This is a genomic window from Pseudomonas sp. FP2196 (assembly GCF_030687715.1).
In the GTDB taxonomy this organism is placed as follows: Bacteria; Pseudomonadota; Gammaproteobacteria; order Pseudomonadales; family Pseudomonadaceae; genus Aquipseudomonas.
Genome location: NZ_CP117445.1, coordinates 1211611 through 1230033, shown reverse-complemented (window position 1 = coordinate 1230033; position 18423 = coordinate 1211611). Strand labels below are relative to the sequence as shown.

Genomic DNA, 18423 nt, shown 5'->3' with positions numbered 1-18423 from the left:
TCCAGAATTTCGCGTACGTTGACCCGCTTTTGCGGGCGTCGACGAGCGCCGCTGTACAGCACGAGGAACAAGGGATGTTCGCGCCGGCCAATGAAACCCACTTTGCCCTGACCATCGAAGGGCTTTCCGCCGATTTTCAGGTGTTTACCCTCACCGGCCGGGAAGCCATCAGCCAGCCTTTTGTCTTTGAGGTGGAGCTGGTCAGTGAGCAGCCGTCGCTGGACCTCGAAACCCTGCTGCACAAACCGGCCTTCCTGCAGCTGTCGCCCGACGGCAGCGGCATTCACGGCCAGATCTACCGCGCCGCGCAAGGTGACTCCGGCAAACGCCTGACCCGTTATTCGGTGACCCTGCGCCCGCAACTGTCGTACCTGGCGCACCGCGTCAACCAGCGCATCTTCCAGAACCTCAGCGTGCCGAAAATCATCGGCATGGTCCTCGAAGAACACGGTATCCAGAGCAACGCCTACGAATTCAAGACCGGCTCCATCTACCCCGAGCGCATCTACTGCGTGCAATACGACGAGTCGGACCTGCATTTCATCCAGCGCCTGTGCGAAGAAGAAGGCATTCACTACCACTTCCAGCACAGCGCCACGGCGCACAAGCTCGTCTTCGGCGATGACCAGACGGTGTTCCCGAAACTCAAGCCTGTGGCCTATCAGCAAGATTCCGGCATGGTCGCCAACGACCCGGTGATCAAGCGCTTCGACCTGCGCCTGGAAACCCGAACCAGCCGCACCACGCGCCGCGACTACGACTTCGAAAAGCCGCGCATCACCCTCGAAAGCGAAAACCGTGGCGACGCCCTGCCCGACCTCGAGGACTACGATTACCCGGGTCGCTTCATCGACCGCGAGCGCGGCAAGCACCTGGCCAAACGCGCCCTCGAACGCCACCGCAGTGACTTCCAACTGGCTGAAGGCAAGAGCGATCAGCCGTTGCTGGTCAGCGGCCACTTTTTGGCCCTGACGCAACACCCGAAAGCCAAGTGGAACGACCTCTGGCTGCTGACCGAAGTCCTGCACGAAGGCAAACAGCCGCAAGTGCTGGAAGAGTCAGTGACCAGCGACACCACCGCACTGAAAGATGATTTCCACCAGGGTTACCGCAACCGCTTCCAGGCCACGCCATGGGACGTGCCGAATCGCCCGCCCCTGCGCCACCCGAAACCGCGCATCCTCGGCAGCCAGAGCGCCGTGGTCACCGGCCCGAAAGGCGAAGAGATCCACTGCGACCAGTACGGCCGCGTCAAAGTCCAATTCCACTGGGACCGCGAAGGCCAGGCCGACGACAAAACCAGCTGCTGGCTCCGCGTCTCCAGCGCCTGGGCCGGCGCCCAATACGGCGGCATCGCCATCCCGCGCATCGGCATGGAAGTGCTGGTCACCTTCCTTGAAGGCGACCCCGATCAACCGCTGATCAGCGGCTGCCTGTACCACAAGGAAAACACCGTCCCGTACGCGCTGCCGGCCAACAAGACCCGCAGCACTTTCAAGACTCTGAGCTCCATGGGTGGTGGCGGCTACAACGAACTGCGCATCGAAGACAAGAAAGGTCAGGAACAGATCTACCTGCACGCCCAGCGCGACTGGGACGAGAACGTCGAACACGACCAGAAGATCCGCGTCGGCAACGAACGCCACGACACCGTTGAAAAGAACAGCTACACGGAATTCAAAGCCGAAGAGCACCACACGGTTTATGCCGATCGTAAAGTTGAGGCGCGGGCCAACGATCACCTGACGGTTGGGGTGAATCAGCACATCAAGATTGGGACTGGGCAGTTCATTGATGCGGGGCAGGAAATCCACCTCAGCAGCGGCATGAAAGTCGTGATGGAAGCCGGCGCCGAACTAACGCTGGTCGGTGGCGGCAGCTTCATCAAGATCGACGCCGGCGGCGTGACCATGAGCGGGCCAGTGATCAACATGAACTCCGGCGGCAGCCCCGGCAGCGGCACGGGCGCCGCCCCGCTGATACCCGGCATCCTGAAACAGGCCGACGCCGACAAGGCCGGCCAGGTCCTGACCCCGGCCCAGATCAACACCCTCAAACGCAACGCGCCGTTCTGCGAAGAATGCGAAAAATGCAAGGCAGGTGCCTGTGCCATCTGATCGAATTACGCCCAAGGATTGGCTGGCACAACAGCCGCTGCAGACTGGCGAGCGTTTGTATTTGGTTATCAGTGCGGCGAGCGACGCCGAGCCTCTCAAGCCTTTTTATCAACAGGATACGGCCCCTCAACTGGTACCCATTTGGAGCGGAACGCCTTACGCCGATTGGCTTCCAGTGATGCCGTATCTTGCAGAGATCAGCCCCAATGCCAGTTTTCTGCAATGGATTACTGAAACCGATGCATTGGATTGGGGTTGGCTAGCGGTATCCACCAGCGCGCCGGAAACGGTGCTTGAGCATTTGCGCAGCCTGACTCAGGTAAAAATGCCCGACGCGACTGAAGTGTTTTTCAGGTTCTGGGATGGTCGACATTTTCATCCGATCATCGAAGGGTTAGGTGCCTCAGCAGGTGAACTGCTGCCAGTGTTCCAGCGCTACCTGATTAACGGACAAACTCTCGAAGTCGGCCGAAGAGCGGTACCACCCGCAAAAGAGTGGCCGTGGTGGGAGATTCCCCAAACGCTATTGGATGCCCTCGCGAAAAAGGATCACACCACCGTCGTCGAGAACCTGATGCAGTGGCTATCAGAAGATTGCCCCGAGTTGTACTTCGAGTTCCCCGAAGCCAACTTGCGCAGAAAGGTTGAGCGCTTCGTGCGCCAGAACCCAAACACAGAAGATATGGCAGAGCGTCTCGCCGCACAGCTGACAAAGGAAGTCACGTCATGAATACCCCGATTGGTACCTTGGTCCTGCGTGTGCTGGACGCCAAAGCGCCTGACGTGAGCCTGATTCTCAAAGACTTCAAAAACTGCCTCAGCGATTACAAGGAATGGGCAGACGGCTTCTGGAGTGGCTGGGCACTGGACGTCGACCAGACCTTCAAGGTCGGCAACGAGGTCAGTGTCACTAAACGCAAAACCAAAACAGGTGCTGTGGAAACCTATGCGACCTGCCCTCTGGTGGGTGACTTCACGCTGATTCACATGTTCGAATCGGCGCGATTCGTGCCGATTGGCAATACCCCAGTGAAGCTGGAGCCGGTCACCAAAGGCACCTTTTACGACGACGTTACCGGCCCGGCTATCGAAACCATGATCGGCCCGAGCGGCATCAAAGTGATCAAGGGGGCCAAGAAGGGTCAGACCTATCGCATCACTTTTTTCCCCAACGTATCCAAGAGCGACGTCAAGGCGCTTTATGACTCCTATCAAGGCGTTATCGGCAAGCTTGATGGCTGGCTGCAGAGCGAATGGTCGAGCAAGTTTCAGCCGCAATGGGCGAGTTACTCGACGGCGGATCGTGCCGGGCGCTCAGTTATTCTGCTCAAACGGGCCCTAGACGGTTTTGAGCAGGCTCTGCTTCGTCTATGGGATGACATCAAAAGCCTATTCGAACTGCTCGCCAATCCGAGGAAAAATTACGCAAAGCTGAAAAAGTACCTGTCGGACGTCGAAATCGACAAGCTATACGCCGCATCGAAAGAGTCCATCGCTTCAGGGTTGCTGATCCTTAGCGACGAACCTCTGATGTTCATCTATGTATCGGCGATCGTGGCCTGGGTCGGCATGCTCCCGCCGCAGGTCATCGTCGACGTTATGACGGCGATCGCTTCGGAGTTTCTGATCAACGTATTGTTGGGTATCTGCCTGACAGGTGGCGCTGGATTGGCTGTAAGAGCCGGGACAAAAGTCATCACCACGGTCAAATCGGGTGAAGCAATCAAGTACCTGGACGATCTTGCCTCTACCCTGATGACACTCAGCAACAAGCACGCCCTGCCCGCGCATGCAGAAGTGTCGAAGCCAATTATCGCCAGCGCGAAAAACGTGCCGATGAAGCCGGCTAAAACGGCCGCATTGAAGATCGATGAAGCCGTCGCTGAAGCACCTAAACCGCAAGCACCGAAGGAGGCACCGCGTAGTCAGGTGGCGCAAAAACCTGCTCAGAGTCCGTTGCCTAAAACGGCGGACACTCCGAAGCAGGAGGTTAAGGATGCCTCCTCGTTTCCGCGAGACAAGAAACAAAACAAACATACCCTTCAGCCGAAGGAAAAAGTCGACGACGTACCCGACCAGTCCAAGACGCCCGACGATAAAAGCGCCACCTGCGCGAAGAAAACCTGCACCAATGGCTGCCCGGTCTCGATGGTCACCGGTGAGGAACTGCTAACCATTACCGACGGTGAACTCGGTGGCCTGCTGCCATTCAGTTGGACTCGTCTCTACCGAACCAGCGCGGCTGAAATCGACTGCGGCCTAGGCTATGGCTGGAGCCACGCCCTCGCTCAGCGGGTGGACATCAACGGCGACGAGGTCGTGTGGACCGATCACGAAAACCGGGTCACCACTTTTCCGATGCCCAGCGTACAGCGCCCGGCGATCACTAATAGCCTTTCGGAAGCCGCCATCTTCATTGGCGACGATCCGTCCGAACTCGTACTGACTCAGGCCGGCGAAAAGCCGCTGTTCTATCACTTCCGCTTCAACAGCAAAGGCGCGACGTTGATCGCCATCAGCGACAACTACGACAATCGCCTGCACATCACTCGTGACATCCATGGGCGCATCAAGCGCGTGGATAACGGCGCTGGTCGTGCCCTGCTTGCCCGATACAACCGCAAGCACATTGTCGCCATCGACTATCAGCAGTTCCTACCGGCGGACAATCTCGAAGACGCCTGGAACACCGTTCAGACGCTGACCACCTATGAATACGATGCTCAACATCGATTGATCAAAGCCACCAACGCTCTCGGAGAATCCGAGCGTTATGCCTACAACGAGCAAAACGTCATTCTTGAGCGGCAACTCGCCGGGGGCGCAAGCTTTTACTGGGAGTGGGAAAAGGAAGGCAAGTCCGCACGTTGCATCCATCACTGGGCCAGTTTCTCTCAGATGGATGCGCACTATGTGTGGGATGACAAAGGCAGCGTCACCGTTACCAATGCCGATGGCAGCGAAGAGGTCTATACCCACGACGACAAGGCGCGACTCGTCGCCAAAGTTGATCCGGACGGTGCCGAGCACTTAAAGGCCTATGACGACAAAGGCCGACTGATCGCCGAAAAAGATCCGATGGGGGCGGTCACGGAATATCAGTACAACGAAGCTGGTCGATTGATCGCGGTGATACCACCAGAAGACGCGCCGACCACCTACGAGTACTACAAGGGCTTTGTCCGTGTGGTGAATCGCGGCACCGCCAAATGGATCTACTGGCGTAACGACCAGGGTGACATCACTGAGCAAGTCGACCCGGACGGCAACTCGACGCATTACACCTATGATCGCCAAGGACGCCTGCTGGAGATCCGCCATCCCGACGGCAGCCGTCACCAACTGGGTTGGAACAACCTCGGCCAATTACTGGAGGAGCGTCTGCCCGATGGCGGCCAGCGCAAGTACCGCTACGATGCGCTCGGCAGACAAATCACACGTCAGGCTGAAACCGGTGCAATCACCCACTACCAGTGGGATGCTGCAAATCGACTGGCACAGATCACTCTGCCCGGCGGCGCTACCCGTGCGTTCACTTACAACCCATACGGCCGCGTCACTGCAGAACGCGACGAACTGGGGCGCATTACCCGCTATGAGTACGCCGACAATCTTCATCTGGTCAGCCGTCGTATCAATCCGGACGGCAGCCAACTGCGTTATCGCTACGACAACGCACGCCTGCTGCTCACCGATATCGAAAACGAACGCGGCGAACACTATCAACTCGATTACTACTCAAATGGGCTGATCCAGCAGGAAAGCGGTTTTGACGGGCGTCGCACCGCCTATGAGTACGACCTCAACGGCAAACTGTTGAAGAAAACCGAGTTTGGGGACGACGGCAGTGAGCTGGTGACCGAGTATCAGCGCGATGCCTCTGGCCGCTTACTGGTCAAAACCCTCGCTGATGGCGAAGAAATCCATTACAGCTACGATGCTTTGGGTCGCCTGGTAAACGTTGACGACGGCCACTGGCCCCTCGCCTATGAGTACGACGTACAAGATCGCCTGATCACTGAGCACCAAGGCTGGGGCACCACGCGGTACGAGTACGACAGCGTCGGCCAACTCAATCACTGCCGCCTGCCAGATGGCAGCACACTCGATTACCGCCACTTGTCCGGCGGTCGGCTGAGCAGCATTGACCTCAACGGGTCGCGCCTGACTACGCATCAGTTCGACGCTGGCCGTGAACAGCAGCGCCAACAAGGCGTGCTGCTTAGCCAATACCAATACGACGAACAGGGAAGGCTTCAAGCGCACACGGTAGGTCAGCAGGATCGCAATCTGTTCCAGCGCCGCTACGCCTACGATGCAAACGGCAACCTGGCCGGCATCGATGACAGCCGCAAAGGAAACCGCAGCTACCACTACGACCCACTGGATCGTCTGGTCAGCGTTCGCGGCGCCACTCCCGAAACCTTCGCTCATGACCCGGCCGGCAACTTGCTCGGCCAAAGCGATCTGCCCGCCGCGAACCTCGCCAACGTCAAAGGTAATCGCCTGCTTATGCAAGGCGACCGACATTACGACTACGACGCCTACGGCAACCTTAGTCGCGAACGCCGTGGTACCGGACAGCAACTGGTCACCGAATACCGCTACGACTGCCAGCATCGCTTGATTGGCGTCAGCCTGCCCGGTGGCAGCACCGCAAGCTACAAGTACGACGCGTTTGGCCGTCGTATCGAAAAAACCGTCGATGGCCACACCACTGAATTTCTGTGGCAAGGTGAACGCCTGATCGCCGAAAGCGCTGAAAATCGCTACCGCACCTACATCTACGAGCCTGGCAGCTTCCGCCCATTGGCAATGCTCGACGGCGAAGGCCCCCTGAAGGCAACGCCGTTCTATTACCAACTCGACCACCTCGGTACACCTCAAGAGCTCACCGACTACAGCGGCGAAATCATGTGGTCGGCGAAATACCGTGCCTATGGCAATCTGGCCACCTTGGATGTCGCCGAAATTGATAACCCTCTGCGCTTCCAGGGTCAGTATTTCGATGCCGAGACGGGATTACATTACAACCGACACCGCTACTACAATCCCAGCACCGGACGGTTTTTGACACCAGATCCGATCAAGCTTGCGGGTGGATTGAACAACTATCAGTATGTGCCTAACCCTACGGGGTGGGTGGATCCGTTGGGCTTAAACTCAACGTGCCCTGGACCCGATTGCAAATTACCAACGAACTCTGCGAATGCTACCAAACCTGACCACCTGCCTATGAGTCAGGAAAAGTTCGATGAAATTATCGACATGAACAAGGCGGATAGGCCACCAAGCCCCAATGAATATCTACCGGATAGTTATGTCAGTGCGCACCGCGAGCTTTTTGCGAAAGAAGGGGGATCTTTCGTAGTGATCGAAAGCTGGATCACCGACTCAAGATATCCAAGTTTTCCACAGAGAAAATTTGTAGGACTCTCCTCTGAAATGGACGAAGTTGTTGAGAAATATAGAGCAGCGGGAAATGACTGGAATGTTCTCAACAAGGAACTCAATCTCGGTGCAAAAACGCTGGAAGGTGAAAGCATATACATCGTTAAAATAAAACCAGATGATCCGAGATTTAGCTACGAAATGCCAAACGGGCGTGAAAACGGCGCTTACCCTAACGAATGGGTCCCGGGCGGAGCTACCAAAAGCGGAACAAAAGAGGCGGCTTTGATCGGCTCAGAAAACGTCACTCACAACAGTGATATTGGAACGTTATTGAAAAACTTTGATCACTGGGAAAAGCTTCAATGAAGACAACTTTTGAAAAGGCTTTAGAATCTCATGAAATATCTGACTTCTTTAAAGGCAATGGAGAATATTTTGCCCGCGGCTCCGACTGGGGAGACCATCTATTCATTAGCAACTGGCAGGAAATGTGCGGAGTTTTAAAACATCAAAAAGCTGCACAAAACCTGCTGACAACCATATTTGAAGATTATGCAAAATACCTAAAAGAAGATTATTCAGATGCAGAAGGATTGCTTTCAAATATAAGCGCTTACTACACACTTAAAAACAAAATCGCGTTTCTTTCGGATAATAATTACGACTTAATTGAAAGTCTTGACGAGAAAAGCAAGAAAAATATAGGGAAATTATTTCGTCTCCTTAGACAGCAGTACGACATAAAAAACGAAGATTTGCCAAAGTACAAATTTGATGAAGAGATCAAACGATTAGAACTCAAAGGGTGTTTAATCGACCTCGAACACCTTTGAGCAAGACATTTAAAGAGAAAACGGGGATAGATCAGTTTTTTTGCGTCTATAATCCACCACTTAGAAATTTTCATCTTTCTCCCTATTTATAGTGGTCTGTCCCTGAATAACACTTTGAGTGAGCAGAACCATGCATAAATACCAAGACTTGATAACTAAACTCGATAACTCCGATGAAAAAACATTTTGGCTCGGCCCCGCCACTGCCGAGCAAATTAAAAAACTTGAGAATATTCTAGGCATAAAGCTGCCTGAAGATTTCGTTGATTTCTTGAGTGTATGCGGTGGTGGCGGTGCAGCAGACTCAGAACTATGCGGAATTGAGAATAATGATGCAACTCTAGATAATGGCGGAACTGTAAATTACAGTACTATGTACTGCCGTTCAGAGTTTGAGCTACCTAGTCACTTTGCCGTCATTTATTTAAAAGACGACGAAGTTTGTTGGGCAATTAATTGCGGACCCACGGGAAACGGACAGGTCGTTAGCTACGATCTATTTAAGCGCAAACCTTCTAAAAAAATAGCGGAAAACTTCTATTCATTCTTTGAAGAATACGTCGAACTTAGAACCTAACTTTCAACCATGAGTTGCCTGATAAGCCCCGGGGGGTATTCCACATTCTATTGTCTAATTGCGGTCTATCCCCGAACAGCTTTCTGTTTCTCCGCCTCCAAACTTTGCATATTTACCAAGCAACCTTAGCCGAACCGTAAAAGTACGACGATGGTGGGGCGCAACAATTCCATTTAGATGAAAAAAATTTATTTTTCCGTTGAAGCTTAGTACCTTCTTGACCCGTTAGATGGTGTAAGGCGGATTCTGTTGAAAAAGTAGCTCCCGCAAACATCGTGGCAAGGCGCGCCTGAAATATGAGCGAAACCGTCAGGGTGACATTACCCAACAAACCGACCCGGACGGCAACGAAACCCACTACAGCTATGACCGTCAGGGGCGACTGTTGGAAATTCGTCACCCCGACGGCAGCCGCCATCAACTGGGTTGGAACAACCTTGGTCAATTGCTCGAAGAACGTCTTCCGGACGGTGGTCAGCGCAAATATCGCTACGACGCCTTGGGCCGGCAAATCACCCGGCAGGACGAATTTGGCGCGATCACCCATTACCAATGGGACGCTGCTGATCGTCTGACCCAAGTCACCCTGCCGGGCGGCGCCACCCGTTCCTTCACCTATAACCCGTATGGCCGGGTCACCGCCGAACGCGACGAACTCGGACGCATCACTCGCTATGAGTACGCCGACAACTTTCACCTGGTCAGCCGCCGCATCAATCCGGACGGCAGCCAACTGCGCTACCGATACGACAACTCACAACTCAACCTCACCGAGATTGAGAGCGAGCGCGGCGAACGCTATCAGCTCGACTACTACTCGAACGGCCTGATCCAGCAGGAAACCGGCTTCGACGGGCAGCGCACGGCCTACGAGTACGACCTCAACGGTCAACTGCTGAAGAAAACCGAGTTCGGCGACGACGGCAGCGAACTGATCAGCGAGTACCAGCGCGATGCCTCTGGTCGCCTGCTGGTGAAGACCCTGCCCGACGGCGAGGAAATCCACTACAGCTACGACGCCCTAGGTCGCCTGGTCAACGTCGACGACGGTCACTGGCCGCTTGCTTACGAATATGACGTGCAGGACCGGTTGATCACCGAGCACCAAGGCTGGGGCACCACCCGTTACGAATACGACAGCGTTGGCCAACTGAGCCACTGCCGTCTCCCCGACGGCAGCACACTCGATTATCGTCATATGGCCGGTGGCCGCCTCAGCAGTATCGACCTCAACGGCTCACGCCTGACGTCCCACCAATTCAGTGCCGGTCGTGAACAGCAACGCCAACAAGGTTTGCTGCTTAGCCAATACCAGTACGACGAACAAGGCCGATTACAGGCCCACAGCGTCAGCCAACGGGACAAAAACCTGTTCCAGCGTCGCTACAACTACGACGCCAATGGCAACCTGAGCGGCGTGGACGACAGCCGCAAAGGAAGTCGCAGCTATCATTACGATCCACTCGATCGCCTGATCAGCGTGCGCGGTGCAACACCTGAAAGTTTCGCCCATGATCCGGCAGGCAACCTGCTCGGGCAGAATGATCTGCCCGTCGCCAACCTCGCTAACGTCAAAGGCAACCGCCTACTGATGCAAGGCGACCGCCACTACGACTACGATGCTTACGGAAACCTCACCCGAGAACGTCGTGGTACCGGACAAAAACTCGTCACCGAATACCGCTACGACTGCCAGCACCGCCTCATCGGCGTCAGCCTGCCTGGCGGTAGTACCGCCAGCTACAAGTACGACGCCTTCGGCCGTCGGATCAAAAAAACCGTCGACGGCCACACCACCGAGTTTCTGTGGCAGGGCGAACGATTGATCGCGGAAAGCGCCGACAATCGCTATCGCAGCTATATCTACGAACCGGGAAGCTTCCGCCCATTGGCGATGCTCGATGGCGAAGGTCCGCGCAAGGCCACACCGTTTTACTACCAACTCGACCACCTTGGCACGCCACAGGAACTCACCGACTACAGCGGCGAAATCATGTGGTCGGCGAAATATCGGGCCTACGGCAACCTCGCAGCCTTGGACGTCAACGAAATCGATAACCCGCTGCGCTTCCAGGGTCAGTATTTCGATGCCGAGACGGGGTTACATTACAACCGGCACCGCTACTACAATCCGGGAACAGGACGGTTTTTGACACCGGATCCGATCAAACTTGCGGGTGGGTTGAATAACTACCAGTACGTGCCCAACCCTACTGGGTGGGTGGATCCATTGGGATTAAATTGCGTACCTGGACAATGTCCAGATGCGGAACCACCAAAAAAATGGACTGAAAAATCAGTATTTAATAAATATCCTGAAAAAACGGTAATAAAAACTTCCGGCCCAGAAGAGCAAGCTGCATTTTTACAAGAGCATCTTCCAGGTCTGCCGAAGGAGCAGGCTCGGATGATACTTGAGGACTCCTACAAGAAAGGTACCTCAGTAGTGATTGGAGGGAGCAGAGTGAGAGGTGACAATCTTCCTGGCAGCGATCTTGATGTCGGATTCGGGCACCTCAATGCAAACCAAGCGGGTAAACATGTAAAAGCGCTTGAGAGTAAATTTGAGGGTCAAGATGGATTCTTATCGCTTGAAAAGACAAGGATTGTTCCGGGAAACAAAACTGCAAATATTGAAGAAATAAAATCTCCCGAAGAATTTTTCCAACGTTCAGGAACTCGTTCCGGCCTTGATCCAAAAGCCGGACAAGAATACAAACCTTCTGGCTCCATCACACTTGAAAAAGATGGAACAATTACTCTGCTACCACCAGGAACAACACCATGATATTTAAATCATCAGGAGAGCTTACTGACCCACGCCTTGTTGGTTATAGGAGCCTTGGCTTTGGGGAGAGTATTAGCCTTGAAACAAAAACATTCGAACTCACAATAAGTCTTAGCGAGATCCCAGAGCTCTTCCTAATCCACGCCGACGCTTTTATCCAACAATGCGAAGCGGATGACAAACAGCAAGAAATTTCGGATATACCTGAGCTGGAGCAATTATGCTATCCAAATTATTCAAAATTAGTCGAACACCACCCTGCACTGGCCGTAACCCTGATAAAAGATTATTTATATTTTGACTTATTAGAGTCACTATTCCCCTACTCCGAAAACTTAAAACTTGTAATTAACAGCATTCAAAACATCATCTTAGTACATTCCAGCCTAATTATTTCTGGAGAAACATTTCCTTTCCAACCCACTAAACAAATAGATTAAAAACGTCAAACCAGGAATGACCAGGTTTTTTTACTGGGTATTAATAACACTTAAAGAGGATGGTACGATTAGCCTAATACCAGCGAGAGAAACTCCATGAGTTTTAGATCAGCGGGCTTTGATCTACTTTTGATCTAACAAAGTGAATCCTTTATGACAGAAGCATAAAAATCACAATGTAAAAAATGGGACAACCGGGAACAGGTCACGTTTTCTTTTTCCCTTATTTTCTTGATTTAGCCTGCCCCTGAACAACACCCCCCGTTTTTTCGATTTCTAAACGTGGTCTGTCCCTGAAACCAATGTCTGAAACCCAGAAACGCAGTCCTCACAGAAAAAAAATGAAAGAGGTGAGCTCTGGGAATCGAAATATTTAAGCCTGCAAAACAATCCGGGGCTGCCCCCCCAAGCCTTGCAGGCTCGAATAATTAAACTGCAGCCAACCGCACCTGCTTCTCCAACTCCACCTTCAACCCCGGCTCCAGCTTCAACTGCCGCGCCAACTCATCCAGATAGCTCTTCTCCATAAAGTTCTCCTCGTCCACCAGCATCACACTGGCGATGTACATCTCTGCCGCCATTTCCGGCGTGCTTGCCGCGCGGGCAACGTCTGTTGGGTCAAGGGGTTTGTTGAGTTCGGCATGCAGCCAGTGCTGGAGCTCCTGATCATTGTCGAGTTTAGTGAACTCGCCTTCGATCAGTTGGCGCTCGCGGTCGTCGATGTGGCCGTCGGCCTTGGCTGCTGCAACGAGTGCCTTGAGGATCGCCTGGCTGTGTTGCTCGGCTTGTGCGGGCGGGAGGCGATCAAGGGTTTGCGGTTCGCGTTGTGGTGCGGTGCCTTTTTGGGCGTTGTAGTTGCCGTAGGCTTTGTATGCCAGCACGCCGAGTGCGGCGAGGCCGCCGTAGAGGGCGACTTTGCCGCCGACGTTGCGCACTTTCTTGTTGCCGAGCAGCAGGCCCATGGCGCCTGCCGCCAGTGCGCCACCGCCGGCGCCCGACAGCAGACCGCCAAGGCCACTGCCGCCGGACGATCCGCCAAGCAAGCCGCCCAACCCACCGGCGGCCGTTTTGTTTTGCGACCCGCCGGCCTTGTTCTGCAGCAGATCCTGGCCGGATTTGAGTAGTTGATCGAGCAATCCACGGGTGTTCATGTTCCGCCTCCAAACAGGGGTTATCCGGATCTATAAGGCCCTCAGCCTAGTTCGAAAGTGCCCCTGCCCTGCTCACGAGTGTGCTTCCAGATGTTGCTCGGCACCGGACTGCCGTTCGCGAAAATAGATATACACTCCAGCCAATCTATAAAAACCGCCCACTGGGTACCCTTCTCATGATGACCTTGCGTCAGATCCGTCACTTCATCGCCGTGGCCGAAACCGGCTCGATCTCTGCGGCTGCGCAAACCGCGTTTATTTCCCAATCGACCCTGACCCTGGCGATCCAGCAACTGGAAGAAGAAATCGGCGTCAGCCTGTTCAGCCGACACGCCAAGGGCATGACGCTGACGCATCAGGGTCATCAATTCCTACGACAGGCGCACCTGATTCTGGCGACTGTGGATAACGCCAAACGCAGCCTGCAACAGAGCACCGATCAGGTTGCCGGGCAATTGATCATCGGCGTGACCAGCCTTGTCGCTGGTTATTACCTCGCGGATTTGGTCACCCGGTTTCAGCGCGCCTACCCTAACGTTGAAATAAGAGTGATGGAGGACGAGCGCCCCTACATCGAGCACTTGCTGGTCAGCGGCGAAATCGACGTCGGCGTGTTGATCCTCTCCAACCTCGAAGATCGCCATGCCTTGCAGACCGAAGTCCTGACCCACTCGCCACACCGTTTGTGGCTGCCCGCGCAGCATCCATTGCTGGAGCACGACAGCATCAACCTCGCCGATGTCGCCCGCGAACCGTTGATTCAACTGAACGTCGACGAGATGGATCGCAATGCTCAACGCCTGTGGCGCGGTGCGGGGCTGCAACCAAAGATCACGCTGAGAACCGCTTCAACCGAAGCGGTGCGAAGTCTTGTTGCGGCCGGTTAGGGCGTGTCGATCCAGCCGGACATGACCTACCGCCCCTGGTCGCTTGAAGGCGACATCATCGAAGCGCGACCAATTGCCGACCTGAACCAGACCCTCGACGTCGGCCTGGCCTGGCGTCGAGGCACCGCGCGACCAGCGCTGGTTGATCCATTTCTGACTGTGGCCCGCGAACAGCCGCATGGCGGACGCAAGCCATCTATTTAATCGAATGCCACCTTCAGTATTTAGAATTTGTCGCCCCCGGAGCCGCGCACTAGTCTTGCTGCATCTATAAGACGGTCGGCTCCCGGTGACACAGGGAGCAACAATGGCCATACAAGAAAAGAGAGCTCGCAAAATGGCTGGCGCGCAGACCCCGATGTGTACCGCGTTGTTGATCGACGGTGAACTGGTCGCCGGCGAGGGCTTTGTTGAGCCGATCCTCAACCCGGCCACCGGTGAAACTCTCACGCACATCGCCGAGGCCAGCACGGAACAAGTCGAAACCGCCATCCTCGCCGCCCACCGCGCCTTCGCCGAATGGTCGCGGACCACGCCGCAGCAACGTTCCAATCTGTTGTTGGAGATCGCCAACGCCGTCGAAAAGCACGCCGATCACCTCGCCCGCCTCGAATCCTTGAACTGCGGCAAGCCGCTGCATTTGGCGCGTCAGGACGACCTGACGGCGACTGTTGATGTGTTCCGCTTCTTTGCCGGTGCCGTGCGCTGCCAGACCGGCCAGCTCAGCGGCGAATACCTGCCGGGTTACACCAGCATGGTGCGCCGCGATCCGATTGGCGTCGTCGCCTCGATTGCGCCGTGGAACTACCCGATCATGATGGCCGCGTGGAAGATCGCCCCAGCCCTGGCGGCCGGCAACACGCTGGTGTTCAAACCTTCCGAACACACGCCGCTGTCGATTCTCGCACTGGCCCCTTCGCTTGCCGAAATCCTGCCGCGCGGGGTGATCAACATCATCTGCGGGGGTGGCGAAGGCGTCGGCAGCCATTTGGTCAGTCACCCGAAAATCCGCATGGTCTCGCTGACCGGCGATATCGTCACCGGGCAGAAAATCCTTCAGGCCGCGGCGAAAACCCTGAAACGCACACACCTTGAACTCGGCGGCAAAGCCCCGGTAATCGTCTGCAACGACGCTGATCTGAAAGCCGTCGTCGAAGGCGTGCGCACTTACGGTTACTACAACGCCGGGCAGGATTGCACCGCCGCCTGCCGGATCTACGCCCAGGCCGGCATCCACGACAAATTGGTCGCCGAACTCGGTGCCTCCGTCAGCAGCCTGCGTTTCGCTGGCAAGCGCGATGCCGACAATGAGATCGGCCCGCTGATCAGCACCCGTCAGCGTGACCGCGTGGCCAGTTTCGTGGAACGCGCCCTCGGCCAGCCGCATATCGAACGGGTGACCGGCGCGGCGGTGCATTCCGGCGCCGGTTTCTACTACCAACCGACACTTTTGGCCGGTTGCAAACAGAGCGACGAGATCGTCCAGCGCGAAGTGTTCGGGCCAGTGGTGACGGTGACCCGTTTCGATGAACTCTCGCAGGCCGTCGATTGGGCCAACGACTCCGAATACGGCCTCGCCTCGTCGGTGTGGACACAGAATCTGGACAAGGCCATGCAGGTCGCCGCCCACCTGCAGTACGGCTGCACGTGGATCAACAGCCATTTCATGCTCGTCAGCGAAATGCCCCACGGCGGTCTGAAACGTTCGGGTTATGGCAAAGACTTATCCAGCGATTCGCTTCAGGACTACAGCGTGGTGCGGCACATCATGGCCCGCCACGGCCAGCATCTCTGACTACGCTAATAACAAGCCGCCAACGGCATGCTCCACCGCGTTCACAACTGCCCCGACCATAATTTAAAGAAGAGGGTTCAACCATGTTCGTGCACAAGACCGCACTGCTCAGTGCAATCACCACGGCCTTGCTGGCCAGCGCCAGCCTGCAAGCGGCAGAACCGCTGAAGGCTGTCGGCGCTGGTGAGGGTCAGTTGGATATCGTCGCCTGGCCGGGCTACATCGAACGTGGCGAGAGTGACAAGGCCTACGACTGGGTGAGCGGTTTCGAGAAGGAAACCGGCTGCAAGGTCAACGTGAAAACCGCCGCGACCTCTGACGAAATGGTCAGCCTGATGGCCAAGGGTGGTTACGACCTGGTCACCGCGTCGGGCGATGCGTCGCTGCGGTTGATCGTCGGCAAGCGTGTGCAACCGATCAACACCGCGTTGATCCCGAACTGGAAAAACCTCGATCCGCGTCTGAAAGATGCGCCGTGGTACGTGGTCAACAGCCAGACCTACGGCACCCCGTACCAGTGGGGGCCGAACGTGCTGATGTACAACACCAATGTGTTCAAGACCGCGCCGACCAGTTGGAACGTACTCTTCGACGCGCAGAATCTGCCGGACGGCAAAGCGAACAAGGGCCGTGTGCAGGCGTATGACGGACCGATCTATATTGCCGATGCGGCGCTGTATCTCAAGTCCGCCAAGCCAGAATTGGGTATCAGCGATCCGTATCAACTCACCGAAGCGCAGTACAAGGCTGTGCTCGATCTGCTGCGTGCCCAGCAGCCGCTGATCCACCGCTACTGGCACGACACCACGGTGCAGATGAGCGACTTCAAAAACGAAGGCGTGGTTGCCTCCGGTGCCTGGCCATATCAGGTCAACGGCCTGATCAACGAGAAGCAGCCGGTTGCTTCGACCATCCCGAAAGAAGGCGCCACGGGTTGGGCCGACACCACCATGCTGCACGCCGAGGCCAAGCACCCGAACTGTGCGTACAAGTGGATGGACTGGTCGCTGCAACCGAAAGTCCAGGGCGATGTGGCGGCGTGGTTTGGTTCGTTGCCGGCCGTGCCGGCAGCGTGCCAGGGCAGTGAACTGCTCGGCGCCGAGGGTTGCAAAACCAACGGTTTCGACCAGTTCGACAAGATTGCCTTCTGGAAAACCCCGCAGGCTGAAGGCGGCAAGTTTGTGCCGTACAGCCGCTGGACACAGGACTACATCGCGATCATGGGCGGTAGGTAAGCCCCTTCAATATCGAAAGATCGCAGCCTTCGGCAGCTCCTGCATCGACTGCGAGCACCGAAAATTCAGCGTCCGGCTCACATCCTGTAGGAGCTGCCGGAGGCTGCGATCTTTTCGACGCAACGCCTGATCATTCTTTGAAAGCCTGCTTTACCGGAGCACCGCACCATGACGCTTGCAGTCCAGTTCACCAACGTTTCCCGGCAGTTCGGCGAAGTGAAGGCCGTTGACCGGGTTTCCATCGATATCCAGGACGGCGAGTTCTTTTCCATGCTCGGCCCTTCCGGCTCGGGCAAAACCACGTGCCTGCGCCTGATCGCCGGTTTCGAACAACCGAGCGCCGGCTCGATCCGCATCCACGGCGCCGAAGCGGCCGGTCTGCCGCCGTATCAACGTGACGTAAACACTGTGTTTCAGGATTACGCGCTGTTCCCGCACATGAACGTGCTCGACAACGTCGCCTACGGTTTGAAAGTCAAAGGCGTGGGCAAAAACGAACGGCACAAACGCGCTGAAGAAGCCTTGGACATGGTCGCCCTCGGCGGCTACGGCGCACGTAAACCGGTGCAATTGTCCGGCGGCCAGCGCCAGCGTGTTGCCCTCGCCCGAGCCTTGGTCAATCGACCTCGCGTGCTGTTGCTCGATGAGCCTTTGGGCGCCCTCGACCTGAAGCTGCGCGAGCAAATGCAAAGCGAATTGAAGAAGCTGCAACGCCAACTCGGCATCACCTTCATCTTCGTCACCCACGATCAAACCGAAGCCCTGTCGATGTCCGACCGCGTGGCCGTGTTCAACAAGGGTCGCATCGAACAGGTCGATACCCCGCGTAATCTGTACATGAAACCGACCACCACGTTCGTCGCCGAATTCGTCGGCACCTCGAACGTGATTCGCGGCGATCTCGCACGCCAAATCAGCGGTCATCCGCAGCCGTTTTCGATTCGTCCGGAACATGTGCGTTTCGCCGAAGGCCCCTTGGCCAGCCATGAAATCGAAGTCAGTGGTTTGCTCCACGACATCCAGTATCAGGGCAGCGCCACGCGTTATGAATTGACCCTGGAAAACGGCCAGACCCTGAGCATCAGCCACGCCAACAACCAGTGGATCGACAGCAGCGCGCAGCATCAGACCGGCCAGCGCCTGAACGCACGCTGGGCGCGGGAGGCGATGATCCCGCTGCACGACACCGTGACGAGCGGGGTGTGA

The 18423-nt window shown here is 55.9% G+C and carries 10 protein-coding genes and 2 pseudogenes; 11 read left to right on the top strand and 1 reads right to left on the bottom strand.

Annotated features, from left to right (window positions below; all coding sequences use genetic code 11):
* The first annotated feature begins 74 nt into the window (after positions 1–74).
* From tssI to PSH79_RS05395, 7 genes and pseudogenes are all read left to right on the top strand, one after another.
* Positions 75–2117 (top strand): type VI secretion system tip protein VgrG, encoded by a 2043-nt coding sequence (gene tssI / locus PSH79_RS05425; protein WP_305441601.1) that lies wholly within the window; start codon positions 75–77, stop codon positions 2115–2117.
* Entirely contained in the window at positions 2107–2847 is a 741-nt protein-coding gene (locus PSH79_RS05420) for a DUF4123 domain-containing protein (protein WP_305441600.1), read from the top strand. The genes tssI and PSH79_RS05420 overlap by 11 nt, the downstream gene beginning before the upstream one ends.
* The gene (locus tag PSH79_RS05415; protein WP_305441599.1) at positions 2844–7877 is read left to right on the top strand and encodes an RHS repeat-associated core domain-containing protein; all 5034 of its coding nucleotides are present in this window, start codon (positions 2844–2846) and stop codon (positions 7875–7877) included. Before PSH79_RS05420 ends, PSH79_RS05415 begins: the two co-directional genes overlap by 4 nt.
* Positions 7874–8344 carry a hypothetical protein gene (locus tag PSH79_RS05410; protein WP_305441598.1) on the top strand — a complete coding sequence of 157 codons (471 nt, stop codon included), beginning with the start codon at positions 7874–7876 and terminating at the stop codon, positions 8342–8344. The genes PSH79_RS05415 and PSH79_RS05410 overlap by 4 nt, the downstream gene beginning before the upstream one ends.
* Before the next feature lie 130 nt (positions 8345–8474).
* A complete protein-coding gene (locus tag PSH79_RS05405; protein WP_305441597.1) occupies positions 8475–8921 on the top strand; it encodes an SMI1/KNR4 family protein in 447 nt (148 codons plus the stop codon).
* 271 nt (positions 8922–9192) lie between these two features.
* A pseudogene (locus PSH79_RS05400) lies at positions 9193–11709 on the top strand (RHS repeat-associated core domain-containing protein); the annotation flags it as partial.
* Positions 11706–12149, top strand: a complete 444-nt coding sequence (locus PSH79_RS05395) for a hypothetical protein (protein ID WP_305441596.1) — start codon at positions 11706–11708, stop codon at positions 12147–12149. The pseudogene PSH79_RS05400 and the gene PSH79_RS05395, both read left to right, overlap by 4 nt.
* A 428-nt stretch (positions 12150–12577) precedes the next feature.
* Here PSH79_RS05395 and PSH79_RS05390 read toward each other — a convergent pair whose 3' ends face one another.
* Entirely contained in the window at positions 12578–13300 is a 723-nt protein-coding gene (locus PSH79_RS05390; RefSeq protein ID WP_305441595.1) for a tellurite resistance TerB family protein, read from the bottom strand.
* A 176-nt stretch (positions 13301–13476) separates the two neighbouring features.
* Here PSH79_RS05390 and PSH79_RS05385 point away from each other — a divergent pair.
* The 4 genes and pseudogenes from PSH79_RS05385 to PSH79_RS05370 all read left to right on the top strand — a co-directional run bounded on the left by PSH79_RS05385 (position 13477) and on the right by PSH79_RS05370 (position 18423).
* A pseudogene (locus tag PSH79_RS05385) lies at positions 13477–14391 on the top strand (LysR family transcriptional regulator).
* 133 nt (positions 14392–14524) lie between these two features.
* Positions 14525–15982 (top strand): gamma-aminobutyraldehyde dehydrogenase, encoded by a 1458-nt coding sequence (locus PSH79_RS05380; protein WP_305441594.1) that lies wholly within the window; start codon positions 14525–14527, stop codon positions 15980–15982.
* 83 nt (positions 15983–16065) lie between these two features.
* On the top strand, positions 16066–17217 hold the full coding sequence (ydcS, locus tag PSH79_RS05375) for a putative ABC transporter substrate-binding protein YdcS (RefSeq protein ID WP_305441593.1): 1152 nt from the start codon (positions 16066–16068) through the stop codon (positions 17215–17217).
* 168 nt (positions 17218–17385) lie between these two features.
* Positions 17386–18423, top strand: coding sequence for an ABC transporter ATP-binding protein (locus tag PSH79_RS05370; protein ID WP_305441592.1), 1038 nt, complete (start codon positions 17386–17388; stop codon positions 18421–18423).